14 protein-coding genes are annotated in these 19,133 nt (G+C 71.8%); 7 read left to right on the forward strand and 7 right to left on the reverse strand.

The annotated features are described in order from the left end of the window. The first annotated feature begins 115 nt into the window (after positions 1-115). From AB0E19_RS10880 to AB0E19_RS10890, 3 genes are all read left to right on the forward strand, one after another. Positions 116-826, forward strand: coding sequence for a ComF family protein (locus tag AB0E19_RS10880; protein ID WP_362176627.1), 711 nt, complete (start codon positions 116-118; stop codon positions 824-826). A 294-nt stretch (positions 827-1,120) separates the two neighbouring features. Continuing rightward, a complete protein-coding gene (raiA, locus tag AB0E19_RS10885; protein WP_362176630.1) occupies positions 1,121-1,807 on the forward strand; it encodes a ribosome-associated translation inhibitor RaiA in 687 nt (228 codons plus the stop codon). A gap of 201 nt (positions 1,808-2,008) precedes the next feature. Continuing rightward, positions 2,009-2,773 (forward strand): response regulator transcription factor, encoded by a 765-nt coding sequence (locus AB0E19_RS10890; RefSeq protein WP_362176633.1) that lies wholly within the window; start codon positions 2,009-2,011, stop codon positions 2,771-2,773. Between the two features lie 8 nt (positions 2,774-2,781). Here AB0E19_RS10890 and AB0E19_RS10895 read toward each other — a convergent pair whose 3' ends face one another. Both AB0E19_RS10895 and AB0E19_RS10900 read right to left on the reverse strand, forming a co-directional pair. Further along, positions 2,782-3,996 carry a crosslink repair DNA glycosylase YcaQ family protein gene (locus tag AB0E19_RS10895; protein ID WP_362176636.1) on the reverse strand — a complete coding sequence of 405 codons (1,215 nt, stop codon included), beginning with the start codon at positions 3,994-3,996 and terminating at the stop codon, positions 2,782-2,784. Between the two features lie 9 nt (positions 3,997-4,005). After that, positions 4,006-4,644: a GNAT family N-acetyltransferase gene (locus AB0E19_RS10900; protein ID WP_362176639.1), complete on the reverse strand. Its 639-nt coding sequence runs from the start codon at positions 4,642-4,644 to the stop codon at positions 4,006-4,008. Positions 4,645-4,882: 238 nt separating this feature from the next. Between AB0E19_RS10900 and secA the strand changes: the two genes are divergently transcribed. Further along, positions 4,883-7,687, forward strand: a complete 2,805-nt coding sequence (gene secA, locus AB0E19_RS10905) for a preprotein translocase subunit SecA (protein ID WP_362176642.1) — start codon at positions 4,883-4,885, stop codon at positions 7,685-7,687. A 53-nt stretch (positions 7,688-7,740) separates the two neighbouring features. On the opposite strand, the gene AB0E19_RS10910 is transcribed toward secA, so the two are convergent. Beyond that, positions 7,741-8,439, reverse strand: a complete 699-nt coding sequence (locus AB0E19_RS10910) for an Rv3235 family protein (protein WP_362176645.1) — start codon at positions 8,437-8,439, stop codon at positions 7,741-7,743. A gap of 218 nt (positions 8,440-8,657) precedes the next feature. Between AB0E19_RS10910 and AB0E19_RS10915 the strand changes: the two genes are divergently transcribed. Both AB0E19_RS10915 and AB0E19_RS10920 read left to right on the forward strand, forming a co-directional pair. Next, the gene (locus tag AB0E19_RS10915; protein WP_362176648.1) at positions 8,658-9,164 is read left to right on the forward strand and encodes a hypothetical protein; all 507 of its coding nucleotides are present in this window, start codon (positions 8,658-8,660) and stop codon (positions 9,162-9,164) included. A 24-nt stretch (positions 9,165-9,188) separates the two neighbouring features. Continuing rightward, complete coding sequence (locus tag AB0E19_RS10920; RefSeq protein ID WP_362176651.1) at positions 9,189-9,851, forward strand: HAD hydrolase-like protein; 663 nt, start codon at positions 9,189-9,191, stop codon at positions 9,849-9,851. A gap of 42 nt (positions 9,852-9,893) precedes the next feature. Here AB0E19_RS10920 and AB0E19_RS10925 read toward each other — a convergent pair whose 3' ends face one another. Continuing rightward, positions 9,894-10,448: a DJ-1/PfpI family protein gene (locus AB0E19_RS10925; protein ID WP_031008360.1), complete on the reverse strand. Its 555-nt coding sequence runs from the start codon at positions 10,446-10,448 to the stop codon at positions 9,894-9,896. A gap of 420 nt (positions 10,449-10,868) precedes the next feature. On the opposite strand from AB0E19_RS10925, the gene AB0E19_RS10930 reads away from it, so the two are divergent. After that, complete coding sequence (locus AB0E19_RS10930) at positions 10,869-15,830, forward strand: NAD-glutamate dehydrogenase (RefSeq protein WP_362176655.1); 4,962 nt, start codon at positions 10,869-10,871, stop codon at positions 15,828-15,830. A 58-nt stretch (positions 15,831-15,888) separates the two neighbouring features. Here AB0E19_RS10930 and AB0E19_RS10935 read toward each other — a convergent pair whose 3' ends face one another. The 3 genes from AB0E19_RS10935 to AB0E19_RS10945 are packed head-to-tail and all read right to left on the reverse strand — an operon-like array spanning position 15,889 to position 19,028. Continuing rightward, positions 15,889-17,223, reverse strand: coding sequence for a glycosyltransferase 87 family protein (locus AB0E19_RS10935; RefSeq protein ID WP_362176658.1), 1,335 nt, complete (start codon positions 17,221-17,223; stop codon positions 15,889-15,891). A 25-nt stretch (positions 17,224-17,248) separates the two neighbouring features. Continuing rightward, positions 17,249-18,112, reverse strand: coding sequence for an ATP-binding cassette domain-containing protein (locus tag AB0E19_RS10940; RefSeq protein WP_362176661.1), 864 nt, complete (start codon positions 18,110-18,112; stop codon positions 17,249-17,251). Then, positions 18,105-19,028 carry an ABC transporter permease gene (locus tag AB0E19_RS10945; RefSeq protein WP_362177282.1) on the reverse strand — a complete coding sequence of 308 codons (924 nt, stop codon included), beginning with the start codon at positions 19,026-19,028 and terminating at the stop codon, positions 18,105-18,107. The genes AB0E19_RS10940 and AB0E19_RS10945 overlap by 8 nt, the downstream gene beginning before the upstream one ends. Positions 19,029-19,133 lie beyond the last annotated feature (105 nt).

Genomic DNA, 19,133 nt, shown 5'->3' on the forward strand with positions numbered 1-19,133 from the left:
CCTGAGGCCCCCGGACGGCACCCCGGGAGTGCCTAAGGCACCCCCGGGCCCTCCCTAAGGCCCCCCGCACCGCGAACATGCGGCACTCGACCGATGCCCCGGCACCGGTGGGCGGGTGCGCCCCCTGCCGGAGCCCGAGGGGCTGCCCCTGGTGCACGCCGCCGTGCCGTACGAGGGCGCGGTGCGGGCGCTGCTGATCGCGCACAAGGAGCGGGGGGCGCTGGGGCTCGCGGGGCCGCTGGGCGGGGCGCTCGCGCGGGCCGTGGAGGGGGCTGTGGGGGCCGTGGGCGGTGTCGGGGTCCGTCCGCTGCTCCTGGTGCCGGTGCCGTCCTCGCGGGGCTCGGTGCGGGCACGGGGGCACGATCCGACGCGGCGGGTGGCGCTGGCGGCCGCGGCGCGGCTGCGGCGGGCGGGGCGGCCGGCGCGGGTGGTGCCGGTGCTGCGGCAGCGGCGGGCGGTGGCGGACCAGGCGGGGCTCGGGGCGCGCGGGCGGCGGGCGAACCTGGCGGGGGCGCTGGAGGTGGTGCCGGGCGGTGCGCGGCTCCTGGCGGCCGGACGGGTGGTCCTGGTGGACGACCTGATGACCACTGGGGCGACGCTCGCGGAGGCGGCGCGCGCGCTCGGGGCGGGTGTCCGGGGCGGTGGCGCGGGCCCCGGAGTCGTACATCCCCCGTTCACCTCAAGGGCGGCGGAAAGATCCGGAAGTGATTTTGCGCAGCATGAATTCGAACAGCGGGTGGCGGCTGTGATCGCATCATCTCCCGCTTCGTTCGAAATAAACCGGAACTCGCCAAGAACTTGGATCGTTGCAGGTGGTGAGAGGTGAAAGCCTCCGAATGGAGGTAAGTCGCGGCAGCGGGTGCCGACACCCGTCCGAAGGGGCTATGTTCGGTTGTGAGGGCGGGCGAAAGCCCGGTCCCCTCAACGTCTACATGGTTGCGCACAGGACAGGAGTTAAAGGCGAATTAACCTCCCGTCGATGGGGTGGCGATCTTGTCGGCTGGGGAGGAGGAGGTCGAAGTCGCCAAGTCCGAGCTCCGATGAAACCGTCGGAGCTGGTGCAAAGGGAGATGCCCGCAGGCCTAGGAGTCGAGCGGGCGATCCGGGAACGGAGTTCTGCGTGGACATCGTCGTCAAGGGCCGCAAGACCGAGGTGCCCGAGCGGTTCCGCAAGCACGTGGCCGAGAAGCTGAAGCTGGAGAAGATCCAGAAGCTCGACGGCAAGGTGATCAGCCTCGACGTCGAGGTGTCCAAGGAGCCCAACCCGCGGCAGGCCGACCGGTCCGACCGCGTGGAGATCACCCTCCACTCCCGAGGCCCGGTCATCCGGGCGGAAGCGTCGGCCGGCGACCCGTACGCGGCCCTCGACCTGGCCAGCGACAAGCTGGAGGCCAGGCTCCGCAAGCAGCACGACAAGCGCTACACCCGCAGGGGCAACGGACGGTTGTCCGCGGCCGAGGTCGGTGACGTCGTACCCGGTGCGGCGCAGCTGAACGGGCAGGGAGAGCTCGTGGCCGACGAGACCGCCGGTGAGGTGCCCACCACGATGATGGGTTCGATCGAGGTCCAGGGCGAAGGTCCGCTCGTGGTCCGCGAGAAGACGCACCGGGCCGCCGCGATGGGACTCGACCAGGCCCTGTACGAGATGGAGCTGGTCGGGCACGACTTCTATCTCTTCGTCGACGCCGAGACCAAGCAGCCGAGCGTCGTCTACCGGCGCCACGCCTACGACTACGGCGTCATCCACCTGGAGAACGACCCGCTCGCCGAGAACAGCGGCGGAGCGGGCGGTGCACTCGGCGGCTGACCCGTCGAACGGCTGATCGGCCGACTGTTTCGGTGCCCCTGGAGCGCCCCTCGCGCCCCCAGGGGCACCCCTGTGCGCTCCTGAGGACACCCCGGGACCGCCCGGGCATGAAATCATGTCGTGCACGCCAACCGGTGCCTCCTGGGCAGTGGTTGGAGGACCGGAAACGAATTCAGGCCACGGCCTTCAGGGGGAGGAACGATGGCAGACAGCTTCGGCCCGGTGCTCGGCGGCCACGAGCGCGGTGCGCTCGCCCATGAGGGTGTGCCGGAAGGATCGGATTCGGCCGCCGGGGTCTACCGCGGGGAGCCGATCCGGGTCCTCGTCGTGGACGACCACGCGCTGTTCCGGCGGGGCCTGGAGATCGTCCTCGCGCAGGAGGAGGACATCCAGGTCGTCGGCGAGGCGGGTGACGGGGCGGAGGCGGTCGACAAGGCGGCGGACCTGCTGCCGGACATCGTCCTGATGGACGTGCGGATGCCCCGGCGCGGCGGCATCGAGGCGTGCACCTCCATCAAGGAGGTCGCCCCCAGCGCGAAGATCATCATGTTGACGATCAGCGACGAGGAGGCGGACCTGTACGACGCGATCAAGGCGGGCGCGACGGGTTACCTGCTCAAGGAGATCTCCACCGACGAGGTCGCGACCGCGATCCGCGCGGTCGCCGACGGGCAGTCCCAGATCAGTCCGTCGATGGCCTCGAAGCTCCTCACCGAGTTCAAGTCGATGATCCAGCGCACCGACGAGCGCCGGCTGGTCCCGGCGCCCCGGCTCACCGACCGCGAGCTGGAGGTCCTGAAGCTGGTCGCGACCGGCATGAACAACCGGGACATCGCCAAGGAGCTGTTCATCTCCGAGAACACGGTGAAGAACCATGTGCGGAACATCCTGGAGAAGCTCCAGCTCCACTCCCGCATGGAGGCCGTGGTCTACGCGATGCGGGAGAAGATCCTGGAGATCCGGTGAGGTGACGCCTAGGCGTTCAGGGCCTTGACCAGGGGCGGGGTCAGCTCCGGCGGGTCCAGGCGCTCGACGCGTACCGTGTCGCAGCCGACCCATGCGGCGGCCTCGCGGAGGGCCTGGGCGACGGGTTCCACGGCCTTGGGGCCCTCCAGGGAGACCTGCTTGGCGACGAGGGTGCGGCCCTCGCGGGCCGGGTCCACGCGGCCGACGAGGCGGCCGCCGGCGAGGACCGGCATCGCGAAGTAGCCGTGCACCCGCTTCGGCTTCGGCACGTAGGCCTCCAGGCGGTGGGTGAAGCCGAAGATCCGCTCGGTGCGCGCCCGCTCCCAGATCAGCGAGTCGAAGGGGGAGAGGAGCGTCGTGCGGTGCCGGCCGCGCGGCGGGGCGGCGAGGGCCGCCGGGTCCGCCCAGGCGGGCTTCCCCCAGCCCTCCACCTCGACCGGCACCAGGCCGGAGTCCGCGACCACGGCGTCGAACTGCTCGGCCTTCAGCCGGTGGTAGTCGGCGATGTCCGCGCGCGTGCCGACGCCCAGCGCCTCGCCCGCCTGCCGTACGAGCCGTCGTACGCACTCGGTGTCGTCGAGGTCGTCGTGGCGCAGCGGCTCGGGGATCGCCCGCTCCGCGAGGTCGTACACGCGCTTCCAGCCGCGCCGCTCGGTGACGACGACCTCGCCGTACATCAGCGCCCGCTCGACGGCGATCTTGGTGTCGGACCAGTCCCACCACTCGCCCTTGTTCTTGGCGCCGCCGAGCTCGGTCGCGGTCTGCGGGCCCTCGGACCGCAGCTGGTCGACGACCTTGGCGTAGGCGCCCTCGGGCAGCTCGTGGTACCACTGCGGCCGGGCGCGGTAGGCGCGGCGGCGGAAGGCGAAGAGCGGCCACTCCTCGACGGGGAGGATGCAGGCGGCGTGCGACCAGTACTCGAAGGCGTGGCCGTCGGACCAGTACGCCTCCTCGACCGCGGTCCGGCCGACGGCGCCGAGGCGGGCGTACGGGATGAGCTCGTGCGAGCGGGCGAGGACCGAGATGGTGTCCAGCTGGACCTGGCCGAGGTGACGGAGTACGCCGCGGACGCCGGCCTTGCGGTCGGGGGCGCCGAGGAAGCCCTGGGCGCGCAGGGCGATCCTGCGCGCCTCGGTGGCGGAGAGGTCGGCGGCGGGCTTCGGAGCGGGCTTCGGAGAGGTCGGCGGGGCGGTCTTCGGCACGGTCTTCGGCGCGGTCGTCATGGGGAAACCCTAGGCCCCGGGACCGACAGTGCCGGAGGCCTCCGGGCTGGTCGGGCGGGGGGCCACGGCGGGCGGTGCCTCGCGGGGCGGGAGGTACGGGACGGGGCTGGGCAGGCCGAAGTCGGAGGGGAGCAGGGCGCCGGTCCAGGCGTCCCTGAGGGTGCCGTTGTGGAGGAGGCCGGCGCGCTGGACGCCCTCCAGGGCGAAGCCGACGCGCTCGGCGACCGCGCGGGAGGCGGTGTTGCCGACCTCGGCGCGCCAGAGGAGGCGGACGCAGCCGAGGCCGGTGAAGGCCCAGTGGGCGACGGTCCGCACGACTTCGGTCATATAGCCCTGGCCGCGGTGGCCGGGGGCCAGCCAGAAGCCGACCTCCCAGACGCCGTTGCCGCGGTTGTGGAGGCCGACGGCGGCGAAGAGCGGGCCGCCCTCCAGCGGCTCGACGGCGAAGGCGTAGTCGGAGTCGTCGCGCCAGCCGTCGGGGACGAGCCGGGTGAGGAAGAAGGTGGCGGCGTCGCGGGGGTACGGGTCCGGGACGGTCGTCCAGCGGCGGATGGCGGGGTCCTGGCAGTGGGTGTACACGATGTCCTCGTCCTCGGGGACGAAGCAGCGCAGCCGGAGACGGTCGCTGGTGAGCGTGATGGGATCCATGCCCGGATTGTGGGGACCGGGCGGGGCGGAAGCGAACACTTTTCGGAAGGCGCGGCACCTTCCGACCACCTCGTGCGTTCTCTTTGCGGGCGGACGTGCGGCGGCGGCCCTGCGGGCCTCCCTCCGTGAGGGTGGTCTCGCTTACGATGGCCGTTGCGGTGGGGACCACCTGCCGTGCCCGCGCTCGTGTCCGTACAAGACCCAGTGCCAGGCCCGACCGGCAAGGAGACCAGCCTCAGTGTCCGTCTTCAACAAGCTCATGCGTGCAGGCGAAGGCAAGATCCTGCGCAAACTGCACCGCATCGCGGACCAGGTCAACTCCATCGAAGAGGACTTCGTCAACCTCTCCGACGCCGACCTGCGGGCCCTCACGGAGGAGTACAAGCAGCGGTACGCCGACGGCGAGAGCCTCGACGACCTGCTTCCGGAGGCGTTCGCCACCGTGCGTGAGGCGGCCAAGCGCGTGCTCGGCCAGCGTCACTACGACGTCCAGATCATGGGCGGTGCCGCGCTGCACCTCGGCTTCGTCGCCGAGATGAAGACCGGTGAGGGCAAGACCCTCGTCGGCACGCTCCCGGCGTACCTCAACGCGCTCTCCGGCAAGGGCGTCCACCTGATCACGGTCAACGACTACCTGGCCGAGCGCGACTCCGAGATGATGGGCCGGGTCCACAAGTTCCTGGGCCTCCAGGTCGGCTGCATCCTCGCCAACATGACCCCGGCGCAGCGGCGCGAGCAGTACGCCTGCGACATCACGTACGGCACGAACAACGAGTTCGGCTTCGACTACCTGCGCGACAACATGGCGTGGTCGAAGGACGAGCTCGTCCAGCGCGGCCACAACTACGCGTGCGTCGACGAGGTCGACTCGATCCTGGTCGACGAGGCCCGCACGCCGCTGATCATCTCCGGCCCCGCCGACCAGGCCACCAAGTGGTACGGCGACTTCGCGAAGCTCGTCACCCGTCTCACCAAGGGCGAGCCGGGCAACCCGCTCAAGGGCCTGGAGGAGACCGGCGACTACGAGGTCGACGAGAAGAAGCGCACCGTCGGCATCCACGAGGCCGGTGTCGCCAAGGTCGAGGACTGGCTCGGCATCGACAACCTCTACGAGTCGGTGAACACCCCGCTCGTCGGCTACCTGAACAACGCCATCAAGGCGAAGGAACTGTTCAAGAAGGACAAGGACTACGTCGTCATCGACGGCGAGGTCATGATCGTCGACGAGCACACCGGTCGTATCCTCGCCGGCCGCCGCTACAACGAGGGCATGCACCAGGCCATCGAGGCCAAGGAGGGCGTGCAGATCAAGGACGAGAACCAGACGCTCGCCACGATCACCCTCCAGAACTTCTTCCGCCTCTACTCCAAGCTGTCCGGCATGACCGGTACGGCGATGACCGAGGCGGCCGAGTTCCACCAGATCTACAAGCTCGGCGTCGTCCCGATCCCGACGAACCGGCCGATGCAGCGCAAGGACCAGTCCGACCTGATCTACCGGACCGAGGTCGCCAAGTTCGCCGCCGTCGTCGACGACATCGTCGAGAAGCACGAGAAGGGCCAGCCGGTCCTCGTCGGCACCACCTCGGTCGAGAAGTCCGAGTACCTCTCGCAGCAGCTCTCCAAGCGCGGTGTCCCGCACGAGGTGCTGAACGCCAAGCACCACGAGCGCGAGGCCAGCATCGTCGCCCAGGCCGGCCGCCGCGGCGCGGTCACCGTCGCCACCAACATGGCCGGCCGCGGTACCGACATCAAGCTCGGCGGCAACCCGGACGACCTGGCCGAGGCGGAGCTGCGCCAGGCGGGTCTGGACCCGGTCGAGCACGTCGAGGAGTGGGCCGCGGCCCTCCCCGCCGCCATGGAGCGCGCCGAGAAGGCCGTGAAGGCGGAGTTCGAGGAGGTCAAGGAGCTCGGCGGGCTCTACGTCCTGGGCACCGAGCGTCACGAGTCGCGGCGTATCGACAACCAGCTGCGCGGTCGTTCCGGCCGTCAGGGCGACCCGGGCGAGTCCCGCTTCTACCTGTCGCTGGGCGACGACCTGATGCGGCTGTTCAAGGCGCAGATGGTCGAGCGCGTCATGGCGATGGCCAACGTGCCGGACGACGTGCCGATCGAGAACAAGATGGTCACCCGGGCGATCGCCTCCGCGCAGTCGCAGGTCGAGACGCAGAACTTCGAGACGCGCAAGAACGTCCTGAAGTACGACGAGGTGCTGAACCGCCAGCGCGAGGTCATCTACGGCGAGCGCCGGCGCGTCCTGGAGGGCGAGGACCTGCACGAGCAGATCCGCCACTTCATGGACGACACCATCGACGACTACATCCGCCAGGAGACCGCCGAGGGCTTCGCGGAGGAGTGGGACCTGGACCGGCTGTGGGGCGCGTTCAAGCAGCTCTACCCGGTGAAGGTGACGGTCGAGGAGCTGGAGGACGCGGCGGGCGACCGCGCGGGCATCACCGCGGAGTTCATCGCCGAGTCCATCAAGGACGACATCCACGCCCAGTACGAGGCGCGGGAGACGCAGCTCGGCTCGGAGATCATGCGCGAGCTGGAGCGCCGGGTCGTGCTGTCGGTCCTGGACCGCAAGTGGCGCGAGCACCTCTACGAGATGGACTACCTCCAGGAGGGCATCGGCCTGCGGGCGATGGCGCAGAAGGACCCGCTGGTCGAGTACCAGCGCGAGGGCTTCGACATGTTCACCGCCATGATGGAGGGCATCAAGGAGGAGTCCGTCGGCTACCTGTTCAACCTGGAGGTCCAGGTCGAGCAGCAGGTCGAGGAGGTTCCGGTGCAGGCGGGCGCGCCGTCCCTGGACAAGGGCGAGGCAGTGCCGGCGGGTGGCCGTCCGGAGATCCGCGCCAAGGGCCTGGACGCCCCGCAGCGGCCGGACCGGCTGCACTTCTCGGCGCCGTCGGTGGACGGCGACGGGGGTGTCGTCGAGGGCGACTTCGCGTCGGACGGCGAGGACGCGGGCGACGGGCTGACGCGGGCGGAGCGCCGCAAGGCGCAGAAGAACGCGGGCGGGCGTCGCCGCAAGAAGTGACCCGCGGAGTGTGAACGAAGGGCCCTGCCGGATGCGTCCGGCGGGGCCCTTCGTCATGGCTGGGCGCCGCCGACGAGCCGGCCGAGACCGTCGAGTTCGACGGCGGCGCACCGCCAGCGGTGGTCGTCGCCGCGTTCCAGGCGGAAGGCGAGGGCGCGGACGCGGTGGCCCGCGGCGAGGGAGGCGAAGACCTCCAGGACGGCGTCCCCGGAGTGCGGCTGCGCGGCGCACCGGCGCAGTACGGGCCGGGCCCCGAGCCCGCGCGCCACGGTCCTCGGCGCGAGCCGCACCAGCTGCTCGTACGCCTCCCCGACGGTGAGCCCCAGCATCGAGTGCACGGGCCGCTCCCCGCTGAGCACGGCGACGAGGCGCTCGGCGAACGCGGTGTGCACGGGGAGGGCGCGGCGACCGGCCCCGACGGCCCGTCCGGGTCGCCCGCCGGGGCCGCCCTGCCCGGGCACGATGGGGCGCGAGGGGCCGCCGGGGCCTCCGGGGTGGGCGGCGGTGTGCGAGGCGGCGAGGGCGGCGGTCCGGCGGGCGTCGGCCGTGGCGTGGCCGTGGCGGGCGGCCTGGAGCCCGTGCGGTTCGGGGGCGGTGGCGGCCGGTCGCGGGGCGCGTGCGGGGGCCGCGGGGGTCCGCCTGGCGGGTGCGGCGGGTGCGGCGGGTGCGGCGGGTGCGGCGGGGGCCGCGGGGGCCGCGGGGGCGGTCGGGTGCGGGGTGTCGGCGGGGGTGGTGGTCGGGGAGCGGCGCATGGGGATCCTTCCGGAGGGTGACCGGGCGATACCGGTCGGTAACTTTCCGTGGGGATCTTGTACGGGGTGGGTGGCGGAGGCCGCAAGGGGCGTACGGGCGGGGACGGACACGCAGGGTGATTCGCCTATCAGGGTGATGCCGGCCTCCGGGTGGACATCCCGGGGTGGTGGGGGCGGACGTATCCTGAGGGCGTTTCCGACTACGAAAGCGGCCAGCCATGCGCGTGTACGTTCCTCTGACCCTCCCCGGTCTCGCACAGGCGCACAAGGCGGGCGAGGTGGGGCCCGGGCCGCTGACCGCCTACGCGGTGACCCCGGCGCTGCGCGAGTGGTACGTCTCGGACGACATCGAGGAGCTGGAGTACGCGGCGCTCAGCCGCGCCGCCGCCGCCTCGCTGCGGCTCGTCGCGGGCGACCCCGAGGCGCCCCGCCGCCGGGTGGTCGTGGCCGTCGACGTCGCCGACAAGGACGCCGTCGTGGACCCTGACCGGGGGCTCGACGCCGGCGCGATCGGCGAGGTGCGGATCGCCGGGCCCGTGGTCCTCGCGAAGGCCGCCGCCGTGCACGCCGACGCCGACGACGCCGAGGCGGACGTGACCGCCGCGGCCGCCGCGCTCGGCGCCGCCGACCAGGGCGACGACGACGCCCGGTTCGTCGTGGACGGGGCCGAGGACCACGAGCTCCTCTGGTTCGGGATCCAGGAGATCCCCTCCCTCCTCGGCTGAGGCGACGGGCTGTACCGTCGCCCCATGGGGAAGCACCACTCGGGGAAGCATCTGGTCTGGGACTGGAACGGCACCCTGCTCGACGACATCGCCGCCGTCATCGGCGCCACCAACGCGGCCTTCGCGGAGCTCGGCCTCGAACCGATCACGCTGGAGAGGTACCGCGAGCTGTACACCGTCCCGGTGCCGAGGTTCTACGAGCGGCTGATGGGCCGGCTGCCCACCGACGCCGAGTGGACCCTGATGGACGGCACCTTCCACCGCCACTACTGGGAGCGGGCGGAGGGCTGCGGGCTGACCCCGGGCGCCGCCGAGCTGCTCGCGGCCCGGCAGGCCGCCGGTGCCACCCAGTCGCTGCTCTCGCTCGCCCCGCACGCCGACCTGCTGCCGCTGGTGCGGCGCTACGGGATCGCCGAGCGGTTCGTCCGGGTCGACGGGCGCCCCGACAGCTCCACGGACGGGAAGTCCGGGCACATGGTCCGCCACCTTCAGGCGCTGGCCGTCCCCGCCGATCGGATCGTCGTCATCGGTGACGCCGCGGACGACGCGGTGGCCGCGGCGCACGTGGGGGCGCGGGCGGTGCTCTACACCGGCGGTTCGCACAGCCGGGCGTCGCTGGAGCGGGTCGGCGTGCCGGTGGTCGACTCCCTGGAGGAGGCGGTCGCCGTCGCGGAGGAGCTGGCCTGAGCCGTGTGGGGGGCGGCCCGCGCCGGGCCGCCCCACCGGGCCTCAGCCCTTCGCGCGCAGCACCTTCAGGAACTCGCGCATCCACGTCGGGTGGTCCGGCCAGGCCCGCGAGGAGACGAGCAGGCCGTCGACGACCGCCGCCGAGTCCTGGAAGTCGGCGCCCGCCGCCTGCATGTCCAGCTCCAGGGCCGGGTACGCGGTGACCCTGCGGCCCTCCAGGCCGCCGACCGCCGCCGTGAGCAGCGGGCCGTGGCAGATCTGCGCCACCGGCTTGTCCGCGTCGAAGAAGGACTTCAGGATCTTGCGGAGCTCCGGGTCGTTGCGCAGGTACTCCGGGGCGCGGCCGCCCGGGATCACCACGGCCACGTAGTCGCCCGGGTCGACCTCCGAGAAGGCGAGGTCGGCGGGCCAGGTGTAGCCGGGCTTCTCCGTGTACGTGTCGTAGCCGGGTTCGAAGTCGTGGACCACGAACCGGAGCTGCTTGCGCGCCGGGGCCGCGATGTCGACCTCGTACCCTTCTTCGAGCAGACGCTGGTACGGGTACAACACCTCCAGCGACTCCGCCGCGTCACCCGTCACGATCAAGATCTTGGCCATAACTCTCCCGGTCTCAGGGACGGTCGGTCCTCGTCGTGCACGCGTCCACGCTGCACCGTTCCGCGCGATCCGCCAAGAGTGCATGTGTCGCTGTCCAGAACGTCAAACTTCCACCCCCGCTTTTGTACACATACGGCTCATGACGGGGCCGGGGGCTTGAGCGATAGGCTTTTCCCGTGATCAGCGCGATACGCCGCGGGGGCAGTGCGGCCCCCGGCTGCCGCCCGGTCCGCTCACGCGGCCGGGCCGCCCGTGCGTTCGCCGATCCCCTCCGTCCGGAATCGCCGCTCACCGTGGCCGGTTTCCATCCGGGCATCTCCCATCCGGGCGTAACGTCGACTTCGATCGGAATCACCGCGTCGAGGCGTTCTGCCCTACCCACCGACGTCACGCAATGGCGCGCGACAGGAGTCAGAGGACATGCAGACCAAGCTGGACGAAGCAAAGGCCGAGCTGCTCGGGAGGGCCGCCCGCGTAGCTGAGCACAGCCCGGTCGGGGGGCGACTTCCGACGGGCCCGGAGGGCGAGCGCCCGGACCGGGACACCGTGCTCGACTACCTCCAGCGCTACTACCTGCACACCGCCCCCGAGGACCTCTCCGACCGCGATCCGGACGACGTCTTCGGTGCCGCGCTCTCCCACTACAAGCTGGCGGAGAACCGGCCCCAGGGCACCGCGAACGTCCGCGTGCACACCCCGACGGTCGAGGAGAACGGCTGGACCAGCAGCCACTCCGTCGTCGAGGTCGTCACCGACGACATGCCCTTCCTCGTCGACTCCGTCACCAACGAGCTGTCCCGCCAGGGCCGCGGCATCCACGTCGTGATCCACCCGCAGGTCCTCGTCCGCCGTGACATCACCGGCAAGCTCATCGAGGTCCTGTCGACCCAGATCCACGGCGAGCTGCCGCACGACGCGCTCGCCGAGTCCTGGATCCACGTCGAGATCGACCGCGAGACCGACAAGGCCGACCTCAAGCAGATCACCACCGACCTGCTCCGGGTCCTCTCCGACGTCCGCGAGACCGTCGAGGACTGGGAGAAGATGCGCGACGCCGCGCTGCGCATCGCCGACGGCCTCGCCGACGAGCCCACCGCCTCCGACCTGCGGCCCACCGAGGTCGAGGAGGCCCAGGAGCTGCTGCGCTGGCTCTCCGACGACCACTTCACCTTCCTCGGCTACCGCGAGTACGAGCTCGTCGACGGCGACGCGCTCGCCGCCGTCCCCGGCACCGGCCTCGGCATCCTGCGCTCCGACCCGCACCACACCGACGGCGAGTCCGGCCACCACGCCCACCCGGTCTCCCCGTCCTTCAGCCGGCTGCCCGCCGACGCCCGCGCCAAGGCCCGCGAGCACAAGCTGCTCATCCTGACGAAGGCCAACAGCCGCGCGACCGTGCACCGCCCCTCGTACCTCGACTACGTCGGCGTGAAGAAGTTCGACGCCGACGGCAACGTCATCGGCGAGCGCCGCTTCCTCGGCCTCTTCTCGTCCGCCGCGTACACCGAGTCCGTGCGCCGCGTGCCCGTCGTCAAGCGCAAGGTCCAGGAGGTGCTGGCCGGCGCCGGCTTCTCCCCGAACAGCCACGACGGCCGCGACCTGCTCCAGATCCTGGAGACCTACCCGCGCGACGAGCTCTTCCAGACCCCGGTCGACCAGCTCCAGTCCATCGTCACCAGCGTCCTGTACCTCCAGGAGCGGCGCCGGCTGCGGCTCTACCTGCGCCAGGACGAGTACGGCCGCTACTACTCGGCCCTCGTCTACCTGCCGCGCGACCGCTACACCACCCGCGTCCGGCTGCGGATCATCGACATCCTCAAGGAGGAGCTGAACGGCACCTCCGTCGACTTCACCGCCTGGAACACCGAGTCGATCCTCTCCCGCCTCCACTTCGTCATCCGCGTCGAGCCCGGCACGGTCCTCACCGCCCTCACCGACGCCGACGTGGACCGCATCGAGGCCCGGCTCGTCGAGGCCGCCCGCTCCTGGTCCGACGGCTTCGGCGAGGCCCTCAACGCCGAGTTCGGCGAGGAGCGCGCCGCCGAGCTGCTCCGCCGCTACGGCAACGCCTTCTCCGAGGGCTACAAGGCCGACCACTCGCCGCGCGCCGCCGTCGCCGACCTGGTCCGCCTGGAGGCCCTCAAGGCCAGCGGCAAGGACTTCGCGCTCTCCCTCTACGAGCCCGTCGCCGCCGGCCCCGGCGAGCGCCGCTTCAAGATCTACAAGACCGGTGACCAGGTCTCCCTCTCCGCGGTCCTGCCGGTCCTCAACCGCCTCGGCGTCGAGGTCACGGACGAGCGGCCGTACGAGCTCCGCTGCGCCGACCGCACCCACGCCTGGATCTACGACTTCGGCCTGCGGATGCCCGCGCCCACCGGCAACGGCGGCGACTACGTCGGCGACGACGCCCGCGAGCGCTTCCAGGAGGCCTTCGCCGCCACCTGGACCGGCGAGGCCGAGAACGACAACTTCAACTCCCTCGTCCTCTCCGCCGGGCTCACCTGGCGCGAGGCGATGGTGCTGCGCGCCTACGCCAAGTACCTCCGGCAGGCGAGCTCGCCCTTCAGCCAGGACTACATGGAGGACACCCTCCGCAACAACGTCCACACCACCCGGCTGCTCGTCTCCCTCTTCGAGGCGCGGATGGCCCCGGAGCGCCAGCGCGCCGGCACCGAGCTCATCGACGGCATCCTGGAGGAGCTCGACGGCGCCCTCGACCAGGTCGCGAGCCTGGACGAGGACCGGATCCTGCGGTCCTTCCTCACCGTCATCAAGGCGACGCTGCGGACCAACTTCTTCCAGAAGTCGGCGGACGGCCGGCCCCACTCCTACGTGTCGATGAAGTTCGACCCGCAGGCCATCCCCGATCTGCCGGCGCCGCGCCCCGCCTTCGAGATCTGGGTCTACTCGCCGCGCGTCGAGGGCGTCCACCTGCGCTTCGGCAAGGTCGCCCGAGGCGGCCTGCGCTGGTCCGACCGCCGCGAGGACTTCCGCACCGAGATCCTCGGCCTGGTCAAGGCGCAGATGGTGAAGAACACCGTCATCGTGCCCGTCGGCGCCAAGGGCGGCTTCGTCGCCAAGCAGCTCCCGGACCCGTCCGTGGACCGCGACGCCTGGCTGGCCGAGGGCATCGCCTCGTACAAGACCTTCATCTCGGCCCTGCTCGACATCACCGACAACCTGGTCGCCGGCGAGGTCGTGCCCCCGGTGGACGTCGTCCGCCACGACGAGGACGACACCTACCTCGTCGTCGCCGCCGACAAGGGCACCGCCACCTTCTCCGACATCGCCAACGGCGTCGCGGAGGAGTACGGCTTCTGGCTCGGCGACGCCTTCGCCTCCGGCGGCTCCGCCGGCTACGACCACAAGGGCATGGGCATCACCGCCCGCGGCGCCTGGGAGTCCGTCAAGCGGCACTTCCGCGAGCTGGGCCACGACACCCAGACCGAGGACTTCACCGTCGTCGGCGTCGGCGACATGTCCGGCGACGTCTTCGGCAACGGCATGCTGCTCTCCGAGCACATCCGCCTGGTCGCCGCCTTCGACCACCGCCACATCTTCATCGACCCGAACCCGGACGCGGCCACCTCGTACGCCGAGCGCCGCCGCCTCTTCGAGCTGCCCCGCTCGTCCTGGGCCGACTACGACGGCTCGCTGCTCTCCGCGGGCGGCGGCATCCACCCCCGTACCGCGAAGTCCATCCCGGTCAACGCCCACATGCGGGCCGCGCTCGGCATCGAGGAGGGCGTCACCAAGCTCACCCCGGCCGAGCTGATGAAGGCGATCCTCCAGGCGCCCGTCGACCTGCTGTGGAACGGCGGCATCGGCACGTACGTGAAGTCGAGCGCCGAGTCCAACCCCGACGTCGGCGACAAGGCCAACGACGCCATCCGCGTCGACGGCCAGGACGTCCGCGCCAAGGTCGTCGGCGAGGGCGGCAACCTCGGCGCCACCCAGCTCGGCCGCATCGAGTTCGCCCGCGCCGGCGGCCCCGAGCGCACCGGCGGCAAGATCAACACCGACGCCATCGACAACAGCGCCGGCGTCGACACCTCCGACCACGAGGTCAACATCAAGATCCTGCTCAACGGGCTCGTCGCCGAGGGCGACATGACCGTCAAGCAGCGCAACAAGATCCTCGCCGAGATGACCGACGAGGTCGGCCGGCTCGTCCTGCGCAACAACTACGCGCAGAACACCGCCCTGGCCAACGCCGTCGCCCAGTCGCCGTCCCTGCTCCACGCCCACCAGCGCTTCATGCGCCGCCTGGGCCGCGACGGGGCGCTGGACCGCTCGCTGGAGTTCCTGCCCAACGACCGGCAGATCCGCGAGCTCCTCAACACCGAGAAGGGCCTCAGCCAGCCCGAGCTCGCCGTCCTGCTCGCCTACACCAAGATCACGGTGGCGGACGAGCTGATCGGCACCGGGCTGCCCGACGACCCGTACCTGGCCGGCCTGCTCCACGCCTACTTCCCGACCCTGCTGCGCGAGAAGTTCGGCGAGGCCGTCGACAACCACGCGCTGCGCCGCGAGATCATCACCACCGTCCTGGTCAACGACACCGTCAACACCGGCGGCTCGACCTTCCTGCACCGCCTCCGCGAGGAGACCGGCGCGTCCCTGGAGGAGATCGTCCGCGCCCAGACCGCGGCCCGGGCCATCTTCCGGCTCGGCGAGGTCTGGGACGCCGTCGAGGCCCTCGACAACACGGTCCCGGCCGAGATCCAGACCCGGATGCGGCTGCACTCCCGCCGGCTCGTCGAGCGCGGCACCCGCTGGCTGCTCAACAACCGGCCGCAGCCGCTCGCGATCGGCGAGACCATCGCGTTCTTCGCCGACCGCGTGGAGCGGGTCTGGCAGCAGCTGCCGCAGCTGGTGCGCGGCTCGGACGCCGAGTGGTACCGGTCGATCGTCGACGAGCTGACCGGCTTCGGCGTCCCGGAGGAGCTGGCCGTGCGCGTCGCGGGCTTCTCGTCCGCCTTCCCGACGCTCGACATCGTCGCCGTCGCCGACCGCATGGAGAAGGACCCGCTGGCCGTCGCCGAGGTCTACTACGACCTCGCCGACCGCCTGCGGATCACCGACCTGATGGACCGGATCATCGAGCTGCCGCGGGCCGACCGCTGGCAGTCCATGGCCCGCGCCTCCATCCGCGAGGACCTCTTCGCCGCCCACGCGGCGCTCACCTCCGACGTCCTGGCCGCCGGGAACGGCACCTCGACGCCCGAGGAGCGCTTCAAGGCGTGGGAGGAGAACAACGCGCCGATCCTGGGCCGGGCCCGGACGACCCTGGAGGAGATCCAGGGCTCGGACACCTTCGACCTGGCGAACCTGTCGGTGGCCATGCGCACCATGCGGACGCTGCTGCGGGCGCGCAGCTGACGCCCGAGCGCCCGAGGTGGGAAGGCCCCGCCGGACATCCGTCCGGCGGGGCCTTCCGCTATTCCCGTACGGGGGTGACCGTGGCCCGCCACAGGCGGTGGGCGGCGACGGCGGCGGCCGCGAGCAGCAGGCCGTTGCGGAGGACCATCACGGCCAGGCCCAGCGGGGTGCCGGTGACGACCTCGGCGTACAGGACGGGGTACGCGAGGGAGCTGAGGGCCGCCGCGGGGAGCAGCAGCAGCGCCACCGGGCGCATCACGGTCCGCCGGGACGTCAGGCAGACGGCGGCGAGGCCGAGCAGCCAGACCAGGTACTGGGGGCTGATCACCCGGCTCGTGACGGTGAGGAGCAGGACGGCGGCGAGGGCCGCGTCGAGCGGGGTCGCCTCGCTCCAGCGGAGGGCGCGCAGCCGCCACAGGACCAGCCAGAGGACGGCGGCGACGGTCAGCAGGAGGAAGAGGTGGCCGAGGGTGGAGACGTACGGGCCGACGTACTCGTAGGCGCCGTAGCGGACCTCCGCCGTTCCCGCCCAGAGCCCCGCCGCGCGGCCGAGGGCGAGCGCCGTGCCGCCCAGGGACTCCACCTGGATGCCCCGGGCCCCCTGCCCGCGCAGGAAGCCCAGCGACTCGGAGAAGAAGAGCGCGAGGACGGCGAGGACGGTGGCGGCGGTGACCGCGGCGGCCGTCCAGGCCTCACGGGTGGTACGCCCCCGGGGCGTGCCGATCAGCGCGAGCGCCGGCCACACCTTGACCAGCGCCCCGAGGCCGGCGAGCGCGCCGCCGAGCCGGTGCGCGGCGGGGGAGCGGCCCTTGAGCACGAGGAGGGAGAGGACGGCGAGGGCGGTGGCCTGGACGTCGTACCGGGCCAGCGGCAGGTGGAGGAGGAGCGGCAGGCCGCACACCCAGTACCAGGCGCCGTGGGTGAGCCGTGAGCGGTCGGCGACGGCCAGGCCGAGGGTGACGGCGGCGTCGGCGAGCAGGGTCAGGACGACGAACGCCTGCGTGTAGCCGAGCCAGGGCGTCAGCAGCCCCGGCGCCATGACCACGAGGCCGGCGCCGGGCGGGTACTGCCAGGTCGGGTCTCCGGGCGGGAAGGTGCCGTCGGCGAAGAAGCCGTACCAGTGGCGGTAGAGGAGCCGCACCTCGTTGCCGACCCCGCCGATGCCGAGGCTGTCGCTCGCGAGCAGCGCCAGCATGCCGACGCGCGTGACCAGCCAGACGACGGCGAGCGCGAGGGCGGGGCCGCGCCCGACGGTGACGAAGGTGGCGGAGGTGAAGGAGTCCGACTCGAAGGGGGAGCGGGTGAGGGAGGGGGGCGCGGAGGCGGAGGGGGGCGTGAAGGCGGAGGTGGGGGTGGGGGCTCGGGGGGGATCGTGGTGATCGGGCGTCGTCACGCTCCGACGATAGGTCTGGTATGAGTCATATGCCTTGTTCGTTCGGCTTGGTGGCGCCCGTCCTGGTGAACTCCTCGTACGCCGCCACCACCTCCTCCGCCGGTCCGTCCATCCGCAGCGTCCCCGCCTCCAGCCAGAGGGCGCGGTCGCAGGTCTCGCGGATGGTGGCGTGGGAGTGGGCGACGAGGAAGACCGTGCCGGCGGCGGCGCGCAGTTCCTCGATCCGACGCCGGCTGCGGCTGCGGAAGCGGGCGTCGCCGGTGGCGAGGGCCTCGTCGATGAGGAGCACGTCGTGGCTCCGGGCGGCCGCGGAGATCGCGAAGCGGAGGCGGGCGGCCATGCCGGAGGAGTAGGTGCGCAGGGGGCGGGAGAGCGGGTCGTCGTGCCGGGGGTCGGGGAGTCCTGCCCTGAGCCCGTCCTTGAGTCCGTCCTTGAGTCCGTCCCTGAGTCCGTCCTTGAGGCCGTCCCCGAGGCCGTCCCTGAGCCCGTCCCTGAGCCCGGAGAAGTCGACGATCTCGTCGTAGCGGGCCTCGGCCTCCCGTCGGCTCATCCCCAGGGCGAGGCTGCCGAGGATGACGTTCCGCTCGCCGGAGAGGTCGTTCACGAGGGCCGCGTCGACACCGAGGAGGGCGGGGCGGCCCCGAGTGTGGATCGTGCCGCTCTCGACCGGCTGGAGGCCGGCGATCGCCTTCAGGAGGGTGGACTTCCCCGATCCGTTCGAACCGATCAGGCCAATCGCCTCGCCGCGCCGGGCGACGAGGTCGACGCCCTTGACGGCGTGCACCCGTCGGCGGCCGGTCGGGCCGGCCGGCACGGTGTACGCGACGTGGACGCGGTCGGCGATGACGGTGGGGGGTGCCTGCGGTGGGGTGTGCGCGGTGTCAGCCACGGCCGTACGTCTCCTCCGCCTTCCAGAACCAGACGAAGCCGCCGACGAAGGCGAGCACCGCCCAGCCGGTGGCCAGTGCCCAGACGTGCGGGGGCAGGTGCGCCGAGGTGAAGCTCTCGACGAGGGCGTAGCGGACGAGATCGATGTAGACGGCCGCCGGATTGCACTGGAGGGCGAGGACCACCCCGTCGGGGAAGCGGCCGCTCTCCGCGAGGGAGGCGATCGACCACATCACGCCGGAGCCGTACATCCAGGTGCGCAGCACGAAGGGCAGCAGCTGGCTGATGTCCGGGGTGCGGGCGGCGAGGCGGGCGAGCGCGAGGGAGACGCCGGTGGAGAAGAGGGCCTGGAGTGCGACGGCGGGCACCGCGAGCAGCCAGTTCCAGGTCGGGAACTCGCCGAAGCAGAGCAGGATCACGACCAGCGCGGCGAGGGAGAGGAGCAGTTGCTGGAGCTGGAGGAGGGCGAGGGAGAGCGGCAGGCTCGCGCGCGGGAAGTGCAGGGCGCGGACCAGGCCGAGGTTGCCGCTGATGGCGCGGGAGCCGGCGGTGAGGGTGTTGGCGGTGAAGGTCCAGACGAAGACGCCGGTGAGGAGGAAGGGGACGTAGTCCGGGATGCCGTGCTGGACGTTCATCAGGACGCCGAAGATCAGGTAGTAGACGGCGGCGTTGAGCAGCGGGGTCATCAGCTGCCAGAGCTGGCCGAGCCTGGCCTGGCTGTACTGGGCGGTCAGCCGGGCGGTGGCGAAGGCGGCGATGAAGTCGCGGCGTGACCAGAGCTGCCGGACGTAGTCGGGGAGGGGTGGGCGGGCACCGCTGACGGAGAGGCCGTGGCGGCGGGCGAGGGCCTGGAGGTCTTCGGCGGGGTGGGGGGTGGTCGGCTCCCTGCGGAGGGCCGTGGTGGTCGGCGGCGGCAGTGTCTGGGTCACGCGGGGCGCCTTTCGCCGGGGAGGGAGGGAAGGGGGGGAGGACGTCGGTCGACGTCGGTCGACGTCGGGACGGGTCCGTATCGTCGCTACGGG

This window comes from Streptomyces sp. NPDC047974 (assembly GCF_040653375.1).
Classification (GTDB): Bacteria; Actinomycetota; Actinomycetes; order Streptomycetales; family Streptomycetaceae; genus Streptomyces.